The sequence below is a fragment of the Streptomyces sp. A1277 genome (assembly GCF_004795015.1).
Taxonomy (GTDB): domain Bacteria; phylum Actinomycetota; class Actinomycetes; order Streptomycetales; family Streptomycetaceae; genus Streptomyces.
Window position 1 is genome coordinate 1 of record NZ_SSBI01000022.1, and the last position, 15,426, is coordinate 15,426.

12 protein-coding genes and 2 tRNA genes are annotated in these 15,426 nt (G+C 73.2%); 12 read left to right on the plus strand and 2 right to left on the minus strand.

Annotation, left to right across the window (positions count from 1 at the left end; all coding sequences use genetic code 11):
- Window positions 1-250: 250 nt before the first annotated feature.
- The 3 genes from rsfS (at window position 251) to E6R18_RS16610 (ending at window position 1,522) form a co-directional block, all read left to right on the plus strand.
- A complete protein-coding gene (rsfS, locus tag E6R18_RS16600; RefSeq protein ID WP_136317674.1) occupies window positions 251-682 on the plus strand; it encodes a ribosome silencing factor in 432 nt (143 codons plus the stop codon).
- Window positions 679-1,332 carry a histidine phosphatase family protein gene (locus E6R18_RS16605; RefSeq protein WP_136317675.1) on the plus strand — a complete coding sequence of 218 codons (654 nt, stop codon included), beginning with the start codon at window positions 679-681 and terminating at the stop codon, window positions 1,330-1,332. The genes rsfS and E6R18_RS16605 overlap by 4 nt, the downstream gene beginning before the upstream one ends.
- A 117-nt stretch (window positions 1,333-1,449) precedes the next feature.
- Window positions 1,450-1,522, plus strand: a tRNA-Ala gene (locus E6R18_RS16610).
- Here the strand turns inward: E6R18_RS16610 and E6R18_RS16615 are convergent.
- Window positions 1,504-2,391, minus strand: coding sequence for a helix-turn-helix transcriptional regulator (locus tag E6R18_RS16615; protein ID WP_136317752.1), 888 nt, complete (start codon window positions 2,389-2,391; stop codon window positions 1,504-1,506). The two genes, E6R18_RS16610 and E6R18_RS16615, sit on opposite strands and share 19 nt — an antisense overlap.
- 243 nt (window positions 2,392-2,634) lie before the next feature.
- Here E6R18_RS16615 and E6R18_RS16620 point away from each other — a divergent pair, with 243 nt between their 5' ends.
- The 8 genes from E6R18_RS16620 (at window position 2,635) to E6R18_RS16660 (ending at window position 13,757) form a co-directional block, all read left to right on the plus strand.
- Window positions 2,635-4,113, plus strand: coding sequence for an MFS transporter (locus tag E6R18_RS16620; protein WP_136317676.1), 1,479 nt, complete (start codon window positions 2,635-2,637; stop codon window positions 4,111-4,113).
- Between the two features lie 133 nt (window positions 4,114-4,246).
- Window positions 4,247-4,480, plus strand: a complete 234-nt coding sequence (locus E6R18_RS16625) for a hypothetical protein (protein ID WP_018103228.1) — start codon at window positions 4,247-4,249, stop codon at window positions 4,478-4,480.
- Between the two features lie 114 nt (window positions 4,481-4,594).
- Window positions 4,595-4,667, plus strand: a tRNA-Ala gene (locus E6R18_RS16630).
- Window positions 4,668-4,959: 292 nt separating this feature from the next.
- The gene (gene leuS, locus E6R18_RS16640) at window positions 4,960-7,833 is read left to right on the plus strand and encodes a leucine--tRNA ligase (protein ID WP_136317677.1); all 2,874 of its coding nucleotides are present in this window, start codon (window positions 4,960-4,962) and stop codon (window positions 7,831-7,833) included.
- A gap of 147 nt (window positions 7,834-7,980) precedes the next feature.
- Window positions 7,981-8,691 (plus strand): hypothetical protein, encoded by a 711-nt coding sequence (locus tag E6R18_RS16645; protein ID WP_136317678.1) that lies wholly within the window; start codon window positions 7,981-7,983, stop codon window positions 8,689-8,691.
- Between the two features lie 192 nt (window positions 8,692-8,883).
- A complete protein-coding gene (locus E6R18_RS16650) occupies window positions 8,884-9,729 on the plus strand; it encodes a DegV family protein (RefSeq protein ID WP_136317679.1) in 846 nt (281 codons plus the stop codon).
- Between the two features lie 102 nt (window positions 9,730-9,831).
- Window positions 9,832-11,106: a ComEA family DNA-binding protein gene (locus E6R18_RS34890; RefSeq protein WP_240799760.1), complete on the plus strand. Its 1,275-nt coding sequence runs from the start codon at window positions 9,832-9,834 to the stop codon at window positions 11,104-11,106.
- Window positions 11,103-13,757 (plus strand): ComEC/Rec2 family competence protein, encoded by a 2,655-nt coding sequence (locus E6R18_RS16660; RefSeq protein ID WP_168712375.1) that lies wholly within the window; start codon window positions 11,103-11,105, stop codon window positions 13,755-13,757. The genes E6R18_RS34890 and E6R18_RS16660 overlap by 4 nt, the downstream gene beginning before the upstream one ends.
- 151 nt (window positions 13,758-13,908) lie before the next feature.
- Here the strand turns inward: E6R18_RS16660 and E6R18_RS16665 are convergent, their stop codons facing one another.
- A complete protein-coding gene (locus tag E6R18_RS16665; protein WP_136317681.1) occupies window positions 13,909-14,364 on the minus strand; it encodes a pyridoxamine 5'-phosphate oxidase family protein in 456 nt (151 codons plus the stop codon).
- A 111-nt stretch (window positions 14,365-14,475) separates the two neighbouring features.
- Between E6R18_RS16665 and E6R18_RS16670 the strand changes: the two genes are divergently transcribed.
- A complete protein-coding gene (locus E6R18_RS16670) occupies window positions 14,476-15,288 on the plus strand; it encodes an arylamine N-acetyltransferase (RefSeq protein ID WP_136317682.1) in 813 nt (270 codons plus the stop codon).
- Window positions 15,289-15,426 lie beyond the last annotated feature (138 nt).

Below are 15,426 nucleotides of genomic sequence, written 5' to 3' on the forward strand. Positions count from 1 at the left end.
GACCCAGGTCGCCAAGACCCTCGGACTGCCGACCAGCACGGTGACGAAGGGCAAGCCCGCCGGAAACGCGGACGTGTCCGTCCTCCTCGGCCAGGACTACAAGATCGAGTAGCGGGGGGCGGGCGGCCCCGGCCCTCCTCCCGAGAGGTGCCGGGGCCGCTCCTGGGCGGCTGTCGGAATACGACTGCGTGGACTGTCGGTTCCCCGTGAGACCCTAGGGGTCTATCCGACCGACGACGAAAGCCTGCTTGTGACCGCCACTGACCGCTCCATCGAGCTCATCAACGCCGCCGCCCAGGCGGCCGCCGACCGGCTCGCGCACGACATCATCGCCTACGACGTCAGCGACGTGCTGTCGATCACCGACGCCTTCCTGCTGGCCTCGGCCCCCAACGACCGCCAGGTCAAGTCGATCGTCGACGAGATCGAGGAGCGGCTCCAGAAGGAGCTCGGCGCCAAGCCGGTCCGCCGCGAGGGCGACCGCGACGCCCGGTGGATCCTCCTCGACTACGTCGACATCGTCATCCACGTCCAGCACAGCGAGGAGCGCGTCTTCTACGCGCTGGAGCGGCTCTGGAAGGACTGCCCCGAGATCGCTCTGCCCGAGGACGCGGTGAAGACCCGCGGCAAGGCCGCTGAGCACGCGGAGCTCAACGGCGGTACGGAAGGGGAGCAGAACTGAACGGCAGCAGAAGCGGCAGGGGCCGCAGGATCGTCCTCTGGCGGCACGGCCAGACCGCGTGGAACCTGGAGCGCCGCTTCCAGGGCACCACGGACATCGAGCTCACCGAGTCCGGCGTCGCGCAGGCCCGCAGGTCCGCCCGGCTGCTCGCCTCGCTGAAGCCGGACGCGATCGTCGCCTCCGACCTGCGGCGGGCCGCGGCCACGGCCGCCGAGCTCGCCGCGGTCACCGGGCTCGACATCGCGCACGACCCGGCCCTGCGTGAGACCTACGCGGGCGCCTGGCAGGGCCTGACCCACGAGGAGATCGTGGAGCGCTACGGCGAGCAGTACGCCGCCTGGAAGCGCGGCGAGGCCGTGCGGCGCGGCGGCGGCGAGCTGGAGACCGAGGTCGCCGACCGGGCCGCCCCCGTGGTGCTCGGACACGCCGACAAGCTGCCCGACGACGGCACGCTCGTCGTCGTCAGCCACGGTGGCACCATCCGGACCACCATCGGCCGGCTGCTGGGCCTGGAGGCGCACCACTGGGAAGGGCTCGGCGGGCTCTCCAACTGCTGCTGGTCCGTGCTGGGCGAGGGCGCCCGCGGCTGGCGCCTGCTGGAGCACAACGCCGGCACCCTGCCGGAACCGGTGCTCGGCGACGACGCCTGACCGGTCCGCCCCGAGCCGCCCCGGGGCGGCAGCGGCCGGATTTCACTTTCCGGCTGGTCACAGGCTAAAGTTCTTCTTGTTCGCAGCGCGGAAACGCAGGGAAACACAGCGAACAGCGGGGCTATAGCTCAGTTGGTAGAGCGCTTGCATGGCATGCAAGAGGTCAGGAGTTCAATTCTCCTTAGCTCCACAATCGAAATCCCGTCCCCAGTCAGGGGGCGGGATTTCTGCTTGCGCGGCCCTAGGCCCGGCCTCGCACGGCCCCCTGCGGCGCGCGCGGAGCTCCGCCAGCCGCCCCACGCTCTCCTCGTCGGCGGGGGTGTACGCGACGATCCGGCACTCCGGCAGTCCGTTGACGGTCAGCGAGACCGACGTCAGCCGTATGTCGCCGGTCACCGCCCAGTGCCGGAAGGTCTTCACGCGCCGCCCCGGCGGGGCGACGTCCCCGCTGCGCCACAGCTTCGTGAAGTACGGGCTGGCCGCGGACAGCGCCTCGATGAACGACTCCCAGGCCGGCTCGCCCGCATGGCGCCCGTAGCCGCTGCGCAGGGTCGCCACCATCAGGGGCAGCTCCTGGGAGCGGTGGACGACCGGGCAGGCCCGCTCCGACGTCGTGAACAGCGTCCACAGCACGTTGCGGACCCGGGACTCATCCATGAGGGGGATGCCGAAGAGGTCGAGGTAGGCGGGATTGGTCGCCAGCACGTCGTAGCGCGCGTTGTAGACGGCCGCCGGGTGCGGGTCGAGCGCGTCGATGATGCCCTGGATCTCCTCGCCGACTTCCAGCGTGTCGGACTCCCGGCCCGGCATGAAGGCGACCCCGGCCAGCTGGTAGAGGTGCTCGCGCTCCGGCGGGTCCAGCCGCAGCGTCCGCGCCACCGCGTCCAGGACCTGCGGGGAGGCGTTGATCGGGCGGCCCTGTTCCAGCCAGGTGTACCAGGTGACGCCGACGCCGGAGAGCTGGGCGACCTCCTCGCGGCGCAGGCCCGGTGTGCGGCGCCGCAGCCCCGGGGGCATGCCCACGTCGGCCGGGGTCACCCGTGCCCGGCGGCTGCGCAGAAAGGCGGCGAGTTCGGGCCGCCGGCCGGGCGCCGGGCCGCGCCGGTCCTGGCCGCGTCCGTCCTGCCCGGGCGCCGGGCCGCCCCCGGTGTCCCGTCCTGTGTGCGCCGTCCGCCGCTGTCGTGTCGTCACCGTCGTCACGCCCCCATCGTCGGTGCTGCACCCGGGTGTTGCCAGGTGCTGCCAGTACCAGCATCAGCGGGCTCTCGTTACCCGTATGCACGCGGCACCAGTCTGGAGCCCATGACCGCGACATCCGAGACGACGGCCTCACGCTCCGTCACCAGTAAAACCCCCACCACTGACAAGGCGCCTGCCCGGCTGCTCGCCGTCGTGCTGACGGCCCAGTTCATGGCGATGCTCGACCTCTTCATCGTGAACGTCGCCGCCCCGACCATCCGCACCGAACTCGGCGCCTCCGGAGCCGGATTGCAGCTGGTGGTGGCCGGATACACCATTTCGTACGCCGTCCTGCTCGTCGCCGGCGCCCGGCTCGGCGGCGTGTTCGGGCACGGCCGCGCGCATCTGGCCGGGCTCGCGGTGTTCACCGCAGCCTCGCTCGCCTGCGGACTGGCGGCGGGCGAGGGCCAGTTGATCGCCTTCCGGGTGATCCAGGGCGCGGGCGCGGCGGTGATGATCCCGCAGGTGCTCAGCCTGATCCAGCAGCACTTCACCGGGGCGGCGAGGGTCCGGGCGATCGGTGCCTACAGCGCCGTACTGGCCGTCGGGGCCGCCGCGGGACAGGTGGTCGGCGGGGTGCTGGTGAGCGCCGACCTGTTCGGGATGGGCTGGCGGCCGGCCTTCCTGGTCAACGTACCGATCGGACTGGCCCTGCTGTGGCTCGGCGCTCGGGCGCTGCCGGGCGAGCCCCGTACCGGACAGGCCCGGCGGGAGGCGCGGGCGCGCGGCTTCGATCCGGTGGGGCTCGTCATGCTCGCCGTGGGGGTCACCCTGCTGACCGTCCCGCTGGTGCTCGGCCAGGAACTGGGCTGGCCGGACTGGACCTGGATCAGCCTGCTCGCCTGCGCGGCGGTCCTCACCGGCTTCGTGCTGTACGAGACGAGGCTCGCGGCGCGCGGCGGTGCGCCCCTCATCGCGCCCCGTGTGCTCCGGTTGCCCGGGATCGGTCTGGCGGCCCTGCGCATCCTGCTGGTGATGGCGACCAACGCGGGCTTCCTCTTCACGCTGACCCTGCACCTCCAGGGCGGCCTCGGGTACTCGGCGCTGCGCGCGGGGCTGATGTGCGCGCCGACCGCGGTGGTCTTCGGCGTTGCCGGGCTGACGTGGCGGCGGTGGCCCGCCCGGCTCCAGCGGGCCCTGGTCCCCGGCGGCTTCGTGCTGATGGCGGCCGGTGCGGCGCTGGTCGGCCTGGCGCTGCGGGGCGGCGGTGGCGGGGGCGCCGTGCTGTACGCCGGTTTCGTGTTCACGGGTGGGGGAATGGCGCTCGCGTTCAGCCCGAACCTCGCGGGCGCCCTGGCGAACGTACGGCCGCAGGACGCCGCCGACGCCAGTGGAGTCCTGGTGACCGTCACGCAGTTGGGCCAGGTCATCGGCGTCGCGACGATCGGCACGCTCTACCTCAACCGCCTTGCGGCGCCCGGTCCGCAGGGGTCGGGTCAGGCGCTGTGGGTCTGCGAGCTGGCGCTGGCCGCGATCGCGTGCGCGGGGGCCGCGGCGGGTCTCGTACGGCGACGGCGGCGGGCGGGAACTCCGGCGGGCTGACCCCCTTGCGGGGTCATGGCAGAATCGGACCGCCGGAGGGGGCGACGGACCGAACGGGAGGGTGTGCGCGATGCCTGGGAGCCGCCACGAGGTCCCGAAGCCGCCTCTCGTCCGCCGGAGCCGGAGCTGATCCATGGGTGCACACAGGCGGAAGTGCGACTGGTGCGGCAGCGGTACGCCCATCGTCAGGGACATGGACCCGGTCAACGCGGACTACCAGTACTGGTGCGAGGAGTGCGCGCGGGCGCTGATCATAAAAGGCGACCCCATCGAGACCTACCGGGAGCTGGAGGGGGAGCCGATCTACGGCCGGCTCCTGGAGGAGCACTGCACGCTCAAGCGCTTCTACTCCTTCGCCACGGCCTGACCGCTTCCCTGCTTCCGGCCGGCGAAAACCGGACGGACCGGAATCGATTTGGTGGACGGCCGGGGGGACCGGTACTGTTCTCGATGTCGCCAGGGAGACCGGGCGGCGCAGCGAGGGGCTATAGCTCAGTTGGTAGAGCGCTTGCATGGCATGCAAGAGGTCAGGAGTTCAATTCTCCTTAGCTCCACAGTGAAGAAGGAACAGCGGGTCGTCCGGATCGGACGGCCCGCTGTTTCGTGTGCGCGGTGTCCATCGCGGACGACCGCCCGGAGGCGGACCGGCCCCGTGCGGTACCCTGACGCCATGCGTGCCGTAGGCCTTCTGCTTAGCGAGCCGCGCTGATCAGTCCCGACCGGTGAGAATGCCTGGTCGGCATCGGCGCGGCGTCCCCTCCTGTGCGAGGGGATTTTTCGTTTCCGTGGACGCGTGTCCGTGAACGTGGGCGCCGGCAGATGACGATCGATGGAGTTTTGAGGATCATGAGCGAGACGAATTCCGCAGCCGACGCTGCCGCGACGCACCGCTACACGGCAGCGATGGCCGCCGACATCGAGGCACGCTGGCAGGACTTCTGGGACGCCGAGGGCACGTACGAGGCGCCCAACCCGACCGGTGACCTGGCGGGCGATCCGGAGCTGGCCGCCAAGCCGAAAAAGTTCATCATGGACATGTTCCCGTACCCCTCGGGTGCGGGCCTGCACGTCGGCCACCCGCTGGGCTACATCGCCACCGATGTCTTCGCCCGCCACCAGCGGATGACCGGACACAACGTCCTGCACACCCTGGGCTTCGACGCCTTCGGCCTGCCCGCGGAGCAGTACGCCGTACAGACCGGCACCCACCCGCGGATCTCCACCGAGGCCAACATCGCGAACATGACGGCGCAGCTGCGCCGGCTGGGCCTGGGCCACGACAAGCGCCGCTCGTTCGCCACGATCGAGTCCGAGTACTACAAGTGGACCCAGTGGATCTTCCTGCAGATCTTCAACTCCTGGTACGACACCGAGGCCGACCGGGCCCGGCCGATCGCCGAGCTGGTCGCCCAGTTCGAGAGCGGTGAGCGCGCCACCCCCGACGGCCGCGACTGGAGCGCGCTGAACGCCGCCGAGCGCGCCGACGTGCTGGGCGAGTACCGGCTGGCCTACGCCTCCGACGCCCCGGTCAACTGGTCGCCCGGCCTGGGCACCGTCCTGGCCAACGAGGAGGTCACCGCCGACGGCCGCTCCGAGCGCGGCAACTTCCCCGTCTTCAAGGCCAAGCTGCGCCAGTGGAACATGCGCATCACGGCCTACGCCGACCGGCTGCTGAACGATCTGGACGGGCTGGACTGGCCCGAGGCGATCAAGCTGCAGCAGCGCAACTGGATCGGCCGCTCCGAGGGGGCGCGCGTCGACTTCCCCGTCGACGGCGCGGGCAGCGTCACCGTCTTCACCACCCGCCAGGACACCCTGTTCGGCGCCACGTACATGGTGCTGGCGCCGGAGCACGAGCTGGTCGAGCGGATCATCCCCGCCGCCTGGCCCGAGGGCACCCACCCGGTCTGGACGGGCGGCCACGCCTCCCCGGCCGAGGCGGTCACCGCGTACCGCAAGCAGGCCGCGGCCAAGTCCGACGTCGAGCGGCAGGCCGAGGCCAAGGACAAGACCGGTGTCTTCACCGGCGCGTACGCCACCAACCCCGTCAGCGGCGAGAAGATCCCCGTCTTCATCGCCGACTACGTCCTGATGGGCTACGGCACCGGCGCGATCATGGCCGTACCGGCGCACGACGCGCGCGACTTCGCCTTCGCGCGCGCCTTCGAGCTGCCGATGCGCTGCGTCGTCGAGCCGTCGGACGACCGCGGCACGGACGCCTCGACGTGGGAGGACGCCTTCGCCTCGTACGACGGGAAGCTGGTCAACTCCGCCAACGACGAGGTCTCGCTGAACGGTCTGGGCGTAGCCGACGCCAAGGCCCGGATCACCGAGTGGCTGAAGGAGCACGGCGTCGGCGAGGGCACCGTCAACTTCCGGCTGCGCGACTGGCTGTTCAGCCGCCAGCGCTACTGGGGCGAGCCCTTCCCGATCGTGTACGACGAGGACGGCATCGCCCACCCGCTGCCCGAGTCGATGCTGCCGCTGGAGCTGCCCGAGGTCGACGACTACTCGCCGCGCACCTTCGACCCGGACGACGCCGACACCCAGCCCGAGACCCCGCTGTCGCGCAACGCCGACTGGGTCAACGTCACACTGGACCTGGGCGACGGCGCCGGCCCGAAGAAGTACCGCCGTGAGACGAACACCATGCCCAACTGGGCCGGCTCCTGCTGGTACGAGCTGCGCTACCTGGACCCGAACAACTCCGAGAAGCTGGTCGACCCGGCGATCGAGGAGTACTGGATGGGCCCGCGCGAGGGGCAGCCGACCGGGGGCGTCGACCTGTACGTGGGCGGCGCGGAGCACGCCGTCCTGCACCTGCTTTACGCCCGCTTCTGGTCCAAGGTGCTGCACGACCTGGGCCACGTCTCCTCCGCCGAGCCGTTCCACAAGCTGTACAACCAGGGCATGATCCAGGCATTCGTCTACCGGGACAGCCGCGGCATCGCGGTCCCGGCGGCCGAGGTCGAGGAGCGCGACGGGGCGTTCTACTACCAGGGCGAGAAGGTCTCCCGCGTCCTGGGCAAGATGGGCAAGTCCCTGAAGAACGCCGTCACGCCCGACGAGATCTGCGGCGAGTACGGCGCGGACACACTGCGCCTGTACGAGATGGCCATGGGCCCCCTGGACGTGTCGCGGCCCTGGGACACGCGTGCGGTCGTCGGCCAGTACCGGCTGCTGCAGCGGCTGTGGCGCAACATCGTCGACGAGGAGACCGGCGAGGTCACCGTCGTGGACGCCGAGCCCGGCGAGGAGACGCTGCGCGCGCTGCACAAGGCGATCGACGGCGTCGGCGGCGACATGGCCGGCATGCGTTTCAACACGGCCATCGCCAAGGTCACCGAGCTGAACAACCACCTGACCAAGGCGGGCGGGCCGCTGCCCCGCTCCGTCGCCGAGGCGCTGGTGCTGCTGGTGGCGCCGCTGGCCCCGCACATCGCCGAGGAGCTGTGGCACCGGCTGGGCCACACGGACTCGGTCGTGCACCAGGACTTCCCGGTGGCCGACCCGGCGTACGTCGTGGACGAGACCGTGACCTGTGTCGTGCAGGTCAAGGGCAAGGTCAAGGCCCGCCTGGAGATCTCCCCGTCGATCACGGACACGGAGCTGGAGGCCCTGGCCTTGGCCGACCCGGCCGTCGTCGCCGCGCTGGACGGAGCGGGTATCCGCAAGGTGATCGTCCGGGCGCCGAAGCTGGTGAACATCGTCCCCGCATAGCCACGACTGCGGTGGGGAAGGCGTGAGGGCTTTCCCCTACGGGCAGGTTGGGGGTTCCGACGGAACCCCCAACCTGCCCGTTCCGTTTACGGTGGAGGGGACCGGTGAACGTGTGCCGGCGGCCGTCACACCTTCAGAGGGGCGCTCATGGAAGCCGTGATCCTGATCCTGGGGCTGCTCGTCGTCTTCATGGCCCTGGGCGTCTACGCGACCGTCAAGGTCGTCGGGGCGGCCAGACGCGGCGTGGACCGGACGATCACACAGGCCCGCCGCACCGTCGAGGACACCACCCTGCGGGCGAAGAGCTACGGACAGCTGGGCGTCGGCGCGGAGCTGGCGCAGCTGCGCCTGACGCTGCGGACGTCGATGCGCGCCACGCAGGAGGCCCTGCGTGCGGGCGTGGCGGAGGACGCCTCGCTCTCGGAGTCCCTGGGCCTGTTCGAACGGCTCGGGGTGCACGGCCGGGAGCTGGACGAGGAGCTGAAGGCGCTGGAGCGCGAGCCGGACAAGGCGACGATCGCCTCTCGGCTGCCGGGCCTCAAGGAGCGCACCGCGCAGATCACCGGGTCCGCCGACGCGCTGCGCTGGGCCGCCCGGGACCGGGCGCGGCAGTTCGCCGCCGACGACCTCTCGACCCTGAACGCGCAGATCGACGTGGAGGCCGGGGCGCTGCGGCACTGGACGACGGAGGAGCCGGCGGCGCGGCCCGGGCGGCCGGCGGACCGGGGCGGGGAACCGGAAGCGCCGGGCGCGCCGGGCGGGGACCGGACACCTCCGGAGGCCATCACGGCCCGGGACCCCCGCCGGCAGAACGCCTACCCGTGGCAGAAGACGGCCCGGCCCGAGACGACGAACTGAGCCTGCCGGGACGTGTGCGGCCGCGGTCGCGATCGCCGCTCCGGGCCCGGCCCGGGCGGGTCGGCCGGGACGGAGGTACGCCGGGACCACCGGCGACCGAGGGTGGCAGGATGCGAAACGAAGCGACCGTGACTGATCATTCGCGCGGGGTCGGACTGCCGACTCCCCGCCCCTGCGGGTAACCTCCCGCTCATGTCCCGCCATGTCGCGATCGTCACCGATTCCACGGCCTACCTGCCGCCCGACGCGATGGAGCGGCACGGCATCACCGCGGTGCCACTGACCGTGGTCCTGGGCGACCAGGCCCTGGAGGAGGGCACCGAGATCTCGGCCCGCTCCCTGGCCCTGGCCCTCCAGAAGCGCCGACCCGTGACGACCTCGCGCCCCAGCCCCGAGGTCTTCGCCGCCACGTACGAGGCCGCCGCCGAGGCCGGTGCGCGCGGCATCGTCTCGCTCCATCTGTCCGCGGAGTTCTCCGGTACGTACGACGCGGCGCTGGTGGCGGCGAAGGACGCTCCGGTGCCGGTGCGGGTGGTGGACACGGGAATGGTCGCGATGGCCCTCGGCTTCTGCGCCCTGGCGGCGGCCGAGACGGCCGAGGCGGGCGCCGACCTGGACGAGGCGGTGGCGGCGGCCGAGAAGCGCGCGGCGAGCACCTCCACGTACTTCTACGTCGACACCCTGGACTACCTGCGGCGCGGCGGCCGGATCGGCGCCGCGCAGGCGCTGCTCGGCTCGGCCCTCGCCGTGAAGCCCCTGCTTCAGCTGGACGGGGGGCGGATCGAACTGCTGGAGAAGGTACGGACGGCCTCGAAGGCCATCGCCCGGCTGGAGGAGATCGTCGCCGAACGCGCGGGCAGCGGCCGGGTGGACCTCGCGGTGCACCACCTGGCGGCGCCGGAGCGGGCCGAGCGGCTGGCCGAGCGGCTGCGGGAGCGGGTGCCCGGGCTGGTGGACCTCCATGTCAGCGAGGTGGGCGCGGTGATCGGCGCCCACACCGGCCCGGGGCTGCTGGGAGCGGTGGTCTCGCCGCGCTGACGTCACTCTCCGGAGTGGCCGAGTTGTACACAACGGGCCGGTTTTCCACGGAAATCGCGTGCGCTCAGCGGGATGGGGCGGGAGTGCCTAGCGTCCTGGGGCATGGCTTCCCGATCACATCGTGCAACCAGCGGACTCGGCGGACCGAGTGGCGGACCCGGCAGCGGGCCCGGACGCGACCCGGCTTCCGACGGGCGCCTCCGGCGGACGGCGGGCCCCGGCCCCGGCCGGCGGCGTCGGACCACGGGCCGCACCGAAGCGGCCGCGGTGGCCGCTGCGGCCCGCAGCCGGGCCGACGCGCTCATGGCGGGCGGGTACGGGGGGCGCGTCGCGCGGTGGGGCGTGGGCGCGGCGGTGACGGGCTCTGAGGCTGCGGGGGCTCCTGGGACTCCCGGGGTTTCTGGGTCTCCTGGGGCGTCTGGGATGTCTGGGACGTCTGGGGCTCCTGGTATGTCCGGGGCTGCGGGGCTGGTGGTGGGGCCTGAGGTGTCCGCCCCGGGGGGCGCGGGTCCGGCTTCGCCGGTCACGGGCCCGGATGCGGTCCGGGTTCGGGCTCCGGTTCCGGCCCCGATTCCGGCTCCTTCGGATTCGGCCGCGGCTTTGGGTCCCGCCTCGGCTTCGGCCCCGGCCTCGGCCCCGGCCTTGGCTTCGGTGGGGCGGTGGGCGACGGCAGTTCTCGCGGTGCGGGAGCGGTTGCCGATGTGGGTGCAGCTCAGATGCGGCCTGGAGCCGAAGACCCTCGCCGCGCTCGTCGTGATCCTGGTCGCGGCCGCCGTGTTCGCCGGGATGCACTTCTGGTCCGCCCGCCCCGAGGGTGTACGGGCTCCGGACGTCGTCGGCGAGGCGGGGCACGCGCCCGGCCCGGTGGCGGAGCCGGACGCGGACATCGGTGCGACCGGCGTGCCCGACCCGTCTCCCGGCCCGGCGGCCGTCGCCGGGGCGGGCGGGCAGATCGTGGTGGACGTGAGCGGCAAGGTGCGGAACCCGGGGCTGCGCCGACTGCCTTCCGGGGCGCGGGTGGACGATGCGTTGGAGGCGGCGGGCGGGGCGCGCCCCGGGACGGACCTGGCGGGCCTCAACCGGGCCCGGCTGCTCATGGACGGCGAGCAGATCGTGGTGGGCGCCCCGCCTGCCCCGGTCCCGGCGGCGGGTGCGGGCGGCCCGACGACTGCCGGGGGCGGCGCCGGGCCGGTGAGCCTGAATACCGCTACGGCCGACCAGCTGGAGGGCCTGCCGGGCGTCGGCCCCGTCCTCGCCCAGCACATCGTCGACTACCGCACCCAGCACGGCGGATTCCGGTCCGTCGACGAACTCCGCGAGGTCAACGGGATCGGCGACCGCCGGTTCGCCGATCTGCGCCCCCTGGTGCAGCCGTGAGCACGCAGGACGTCCACGCGGCATCGGGGCTGCGGCTGGGCGTCTCCGACCCGCGCCAGGAGGGCCCGGCCGACCTGCGGCTGCTCGCCCCGGCAGCGGCGGCCTGGGCCGGTGCCGCGCTCGCCGTGGGCGCCCCCGGGCAGTGGACGGCGATGGGGGTGGTGCTCTGCCTGGGGGCGGCGGTGGTCCTCCTCGCGGCGCCGGGTCTCTTCGCAGCGCCGGGCCTCCCCCTGTCGCCCCGCGCGGTGGCCGGGCGGGGCGACAACGGCGGACGACGGGACAGCGGAGGCACCGCGGCCGACGACAACGGCGGACGGGGTGGCCGAGACGGCGCGGGCGGCGGCACGGCTGGCAGCGGCACGGCCGACGGGCGCGTCGCGGCCCGTGGACGTCGGAGGGTGCGTGCCACGGCCGCCGCGGCGGTGCTGCTCTGCGCGGCGGCCGGGGCGGCCTCCGCGGGGCTGCACGGTGCCGATGTGCGCCGGGGACCGGTGCCCGGACTGGCCAGGCAGTTCGCGCGGGTCGAGGCGGAGATCACCCTCACCTCCGACGCCCGGCGGACGTACCCCCGGGTGCACGGCGACCACAGCACACCCGCCTCCCTGCTCCTGGACGCGGAGGTCTCCCTGCTGACGCGGCCCGGCGGAACGGCCGTGCGGCTGCGCACGCCGGTGCTGGTCATCGTCCCGCCCGGCGGTGCGACGGCGGCATGGCAGCAGTTGCTCCCCTCCACCCGTCTGCGGATCGCCGGCCGGCTGGCGCCACCGCTGCACAAGGGCGAGCGTGCCGCCGCCGTGCTGCGGCCCGAGGGCAAGGGCCCGCCCCGCGTGACGGGACCGCCCAGCCTCCTCCAGCGCGCTGCGGGACGGCTGCGCGCCGGACTGCGCCAGGCAACCGACGGACTCGGCGCCGACGCACGGGCGTTGCTGCCCGGGCTCGTCGTCGGCGACACCACCCGGGTCACTCCGGAACTGCACGAGGCATTCCGCGCGACCGACCTCACTCATCTGATGGCCGTATCCGGGGCGAACCTGGCGATCCTGCTCGTCCTGCTCATCGGGCCGCCCGGCAGGGCGCTGCGGGCCGAACGCGGCGGACTGGCGCCCAGGCTCGGGATCTCCCTGCGGATGACCGCACTGCTCGGCGGCGGACTCACGCTCGCCTTCGTCCTGGTCTGCCGGCCCGAACCGAGTGTGCTCAGGGCCGCCGCGTGCGGGCTGATCACGCTGCTCGCCATCGGCACCGGACGGCGCCGGACCCTGATCCCCGCGCTGTGCGCCGCCGTTCTGCTGCTGGTGCTCTACGACCCGTGGCTGGCGCGCAGTTACGGCTTCGTCCTGTCGGTACTTGCCACCGGCGCGCTCCTGACCCTCGCCCCGCGGTGGAGCGAGGCGCTGCAACGGCGCCGGGTGCCGCCGCGCCTGGCGGAGGCGCTGGCCGCCGCGGCCGCCGCGCAGGCGGTGTGCGCGCCCGTCGTGGTGCTGCTCGCCTCCCGGGTGAGCCTGGTGGCGATCCCGTGCAACCTGCTCGCCGAGTTCGCGGTGGCGCCGGCCACGGTGCTCGGGTTCGCCACGCTGGCCCTGGCACCGGTGGCGATGCCTGCGGCCGTGCTGCTCGCCCGGGTGGCCGGATGGCCGGCCGGGTGGATCGCCTCGGTGGCCAGGACCGGAGCGGCGCTTCCGGGTGCGGAGACCCACTGGCCCGACGGCCTGTCCGGCGCCGCGCTGCTCGCCGCGCTGACCCTGGTGCTCGTGCCCGCCGCCCGGTGGGTGGGGCGCCGGCCCTGGATCTGCGGGGCCGCCGCGCTGCTGCTGGTGCTCGTCGTGCTCCGACCGGTGCCGCTGACCCGGGTACTGACCGGATGGCCGCCGCCCGGCTGGGTGTTCGCTATGTGCGACGTCGGGCAGGGCGACGCGCTGGTGCTCGCCGCCGGGCGCGGTGCGGGCGTGGTGGTCGATACGGGCCCCGACCCCCGGCTCGCCGACCGTTGCCTGCGCGAACTGGGCGTCAGCCGCGTCCCGTTGCTCCTGCTCACCCATTTCCACGCCGACCATGTCCGGGGCCTGCCCGGCGTGCTGCGGGGCAGAGCGGTGGGCGCGATCCAGACGACGAGCCTGGACGACCCGCCGGAGCAGGCCGCCTTCGTACGGAGAACGGCGGCCGAGGCGCGTATTCCCGTGATGCGGGTCGCCCCCGGTGAACGGCGGCGGATCGGGGCGCTCGACTGGCAGGTGCTGTGGCCGCCGGGCGAGGCGGGTACGGGCCCGGCGGCCGGCCCCGTACCGCAGGACCCGAACGACGCCAGCGTCACCCTGTTCGTGCGGGCCGGAGGGCTCACCCTGCTGCTGCCCGGGGACCTGGAGCCCCCCGCCCAGCAGGCGCTGCTGCGCAGCCATCCGGGGCTGCCCGGGGTGGACGTGCTCAAGGTCGCCCACCACGGCTCCGCTCACCAGGACAGTGCCCTGCTGCACGCCGCCAGGCCCAGGTTCGCGCTGGTGAGCGTGGGCCGGGACAACCCGTACGGACATCCGGCACCCCGGACGCTCGACGCGCTCACGGCGCAGGGGGCGGTGGTGCTACGGACCGACCAGGACGGGGCGATCGCGGTGACGGGCACGGGGAGCCGGCTGCGTGCGGTGGGGCGGTCATGAGGGCCTACGCATCCCGGTGGAAGGAGCCATGGGCTGCTCCCCGGTGGGCGGAGTCGCCGGCCGCGCCCGTCGCCCCGGGTTCGCGGGGCCGGGCCCGGGGCGCGCGGCTCCTGCCCCTGAGCTCGCCGCCTCGGACCCGGGGCGCTCGGCCTCAGACCAGCCAGCGGCCGTCGGTCATCAGGTCGCGGCCGGGCTGCTCGTTGGACTCCCGCCACGCCCTGACCGCGTACGGGGTGAAGCGGAGGCACACCCAGGCGGAGCGCCCCCGCAGGTCCCAGTCGAACTTCTTGGCGAAGGCATCGCCCGGTGCCATCGGGAAGTCCGAGCCCTCCACCACCTCGGCCGTCGCCTCGATCATGACCACATCGCGGGTGTGGCCCAGCGCGATCTGCGCCCGGCCGTTGGACGTCACGTTGGACGCCGTCGGGTTGGTGCGCCGGGTGGCCATCAGCAGGGCCTCCCCGTCCCACACGAACCACAGCGGCACCAGGGTCGGAACGCCATCGGCCGAGGCCGTCGACACCCAGGCGTCCTTGTCCTTCTCCAGGCGATCGAGTACATCCCGCTTGCGCTGTTCCCTGCTGCGGGCCGGTTCCGGGCGGGTCATGCCGCGCACGCTAGCCGGTGCGCAGGGGCCGCGTCACCAATCTGTCCGACCAACACACTCAGGACCAGTGGCTCATGGCGCGGTGCCTCTGCGCCGGAACAGACTGGGCCCATGGACCCGCACCTGCCGCAGACCGTCGACGCCTACCTGGAACGCATCGGCGCGGTCAGACCCGCCCGCCCCGATGCCCCGGCCCTGCGCGAACTGCAACTGCGCCACCTGCTCACCGTGCCCTTCGAGAACCTCTCGATCCATCTCGGCGAGGACATCGTGCTGGAGGAGGAACCGCTCCTGGACAAGATCGTGGCCGGCCGGCGCGGCGGCTTCTGCTACGAACTCAACGGCGCCTTCGCCGTACTGCTGCGGGCGCTCGGTTTCCGCGTCACCCTGCTCCAGGCGCGGGTCCACGGGGACGGTGGCCGGCTCGGCATCCCGTACGACCACATGGCGCTGCGCGTGGAGACGGACGACGGGACCGGGCCGTGGCTCGCCGATGTCGGATTCGGCGACCACGCCCGGCATCCGCTCGCACTCGCCGACCGTACGGACCAGCAGGACCCGGGCGGCGTCTTCCGGATCGCGCCCGTTCCGGCCGGGGGAGGCGAGGACTTCGGCGACCTCGATGTGCTGTGCGACGGCGAGCCCCGGCTCCGCCTGGACCCGCGGCCCCGGGTGCCGGCCGACTTCCGGGCCGGCGCCTGGTACCACCGCACCTCACCCGACTCCCACTTCACCCGCGCCCCGGTCTGCTCGCGCTGCACGGACGACGGCCGGATCACGCTCACCGGGCGCAAGCTGCTCACGACGGCGGGCGCCGAGCGGCGCGAGACGCCGCTGGAGAGCGACGACGAGGTGCTGGCCGCCTATCGCGAGCACTTCGGGGTGCACTTGGACCGACTGCCCGTCAAATCGGACCTTCGGTAACACCTGCGCCCAAGCCACTGCGAGATGCTCTGTTTGCCTCGAACGCACCAAGGGTGGTCGAATGCATACTCGTCGGCGGGCCGCTGCTCCGACAACGACGTCTGCCCTTCGGCCCGAGGTGAAAGCGCGCCCGGGAGT

Coding starts and splice junctions, on each gene's coding strand:
- E6R18_RS16620 (WP_136317676.1), top strand. CDS start 2,635: ATGACCGCGACATCCGAGACGACGGCCTCACGCTCCGTCACCAGTAAA.
- E6R18_RS16625 (WP_018103228.1), top strand. CDS start 4,247: ATGGGTGCACACAGGCGGAAGTGCGACTGGTGCGGCAGCGGTACGCCC.
- leuS (WP_136317677.1), top strand. CDS start 4,960: ATGAGCGAGACGAATTCCGCAGCCGACGCTGCCGCGACGCACCGCTAC.
- E6R18_RS16645 (WP_136317678.1), top strand. CDS start 7,981: ATGGAAGCCGTGATCCTGATCCTGGGGCTGCTCGTCGTCTTCATGGCC.
- E6R18_RS16650 (WP_136317679.1), top strand. CDS start 8,884: ATGTCCCGCCATGTCGCGATCGTCACCGATTCCACGGCCTACCTGCCG.
- E6R18_RS34890 (WP_240799760.1), top strand. CDS start 9,832: ATGGCTTCCCGATCACATCGTGCAACCAGCGGACTCGGCGGACCGAGT.
- E6R18_RS16665 (WP_136317681.1), bottom strand. CDS start 14,364: ATGACCCGCCCGGAACCGGCCCGCAGCAGGGAACAGCGCAAGCGGGAT.
- E6R18_RS16670 (WP_136317682.1), top strand. CDS start 14,476: ATGGACCCGCACCTGCCGCAGACCGTCGACGCCTACCTGGAACGCATC.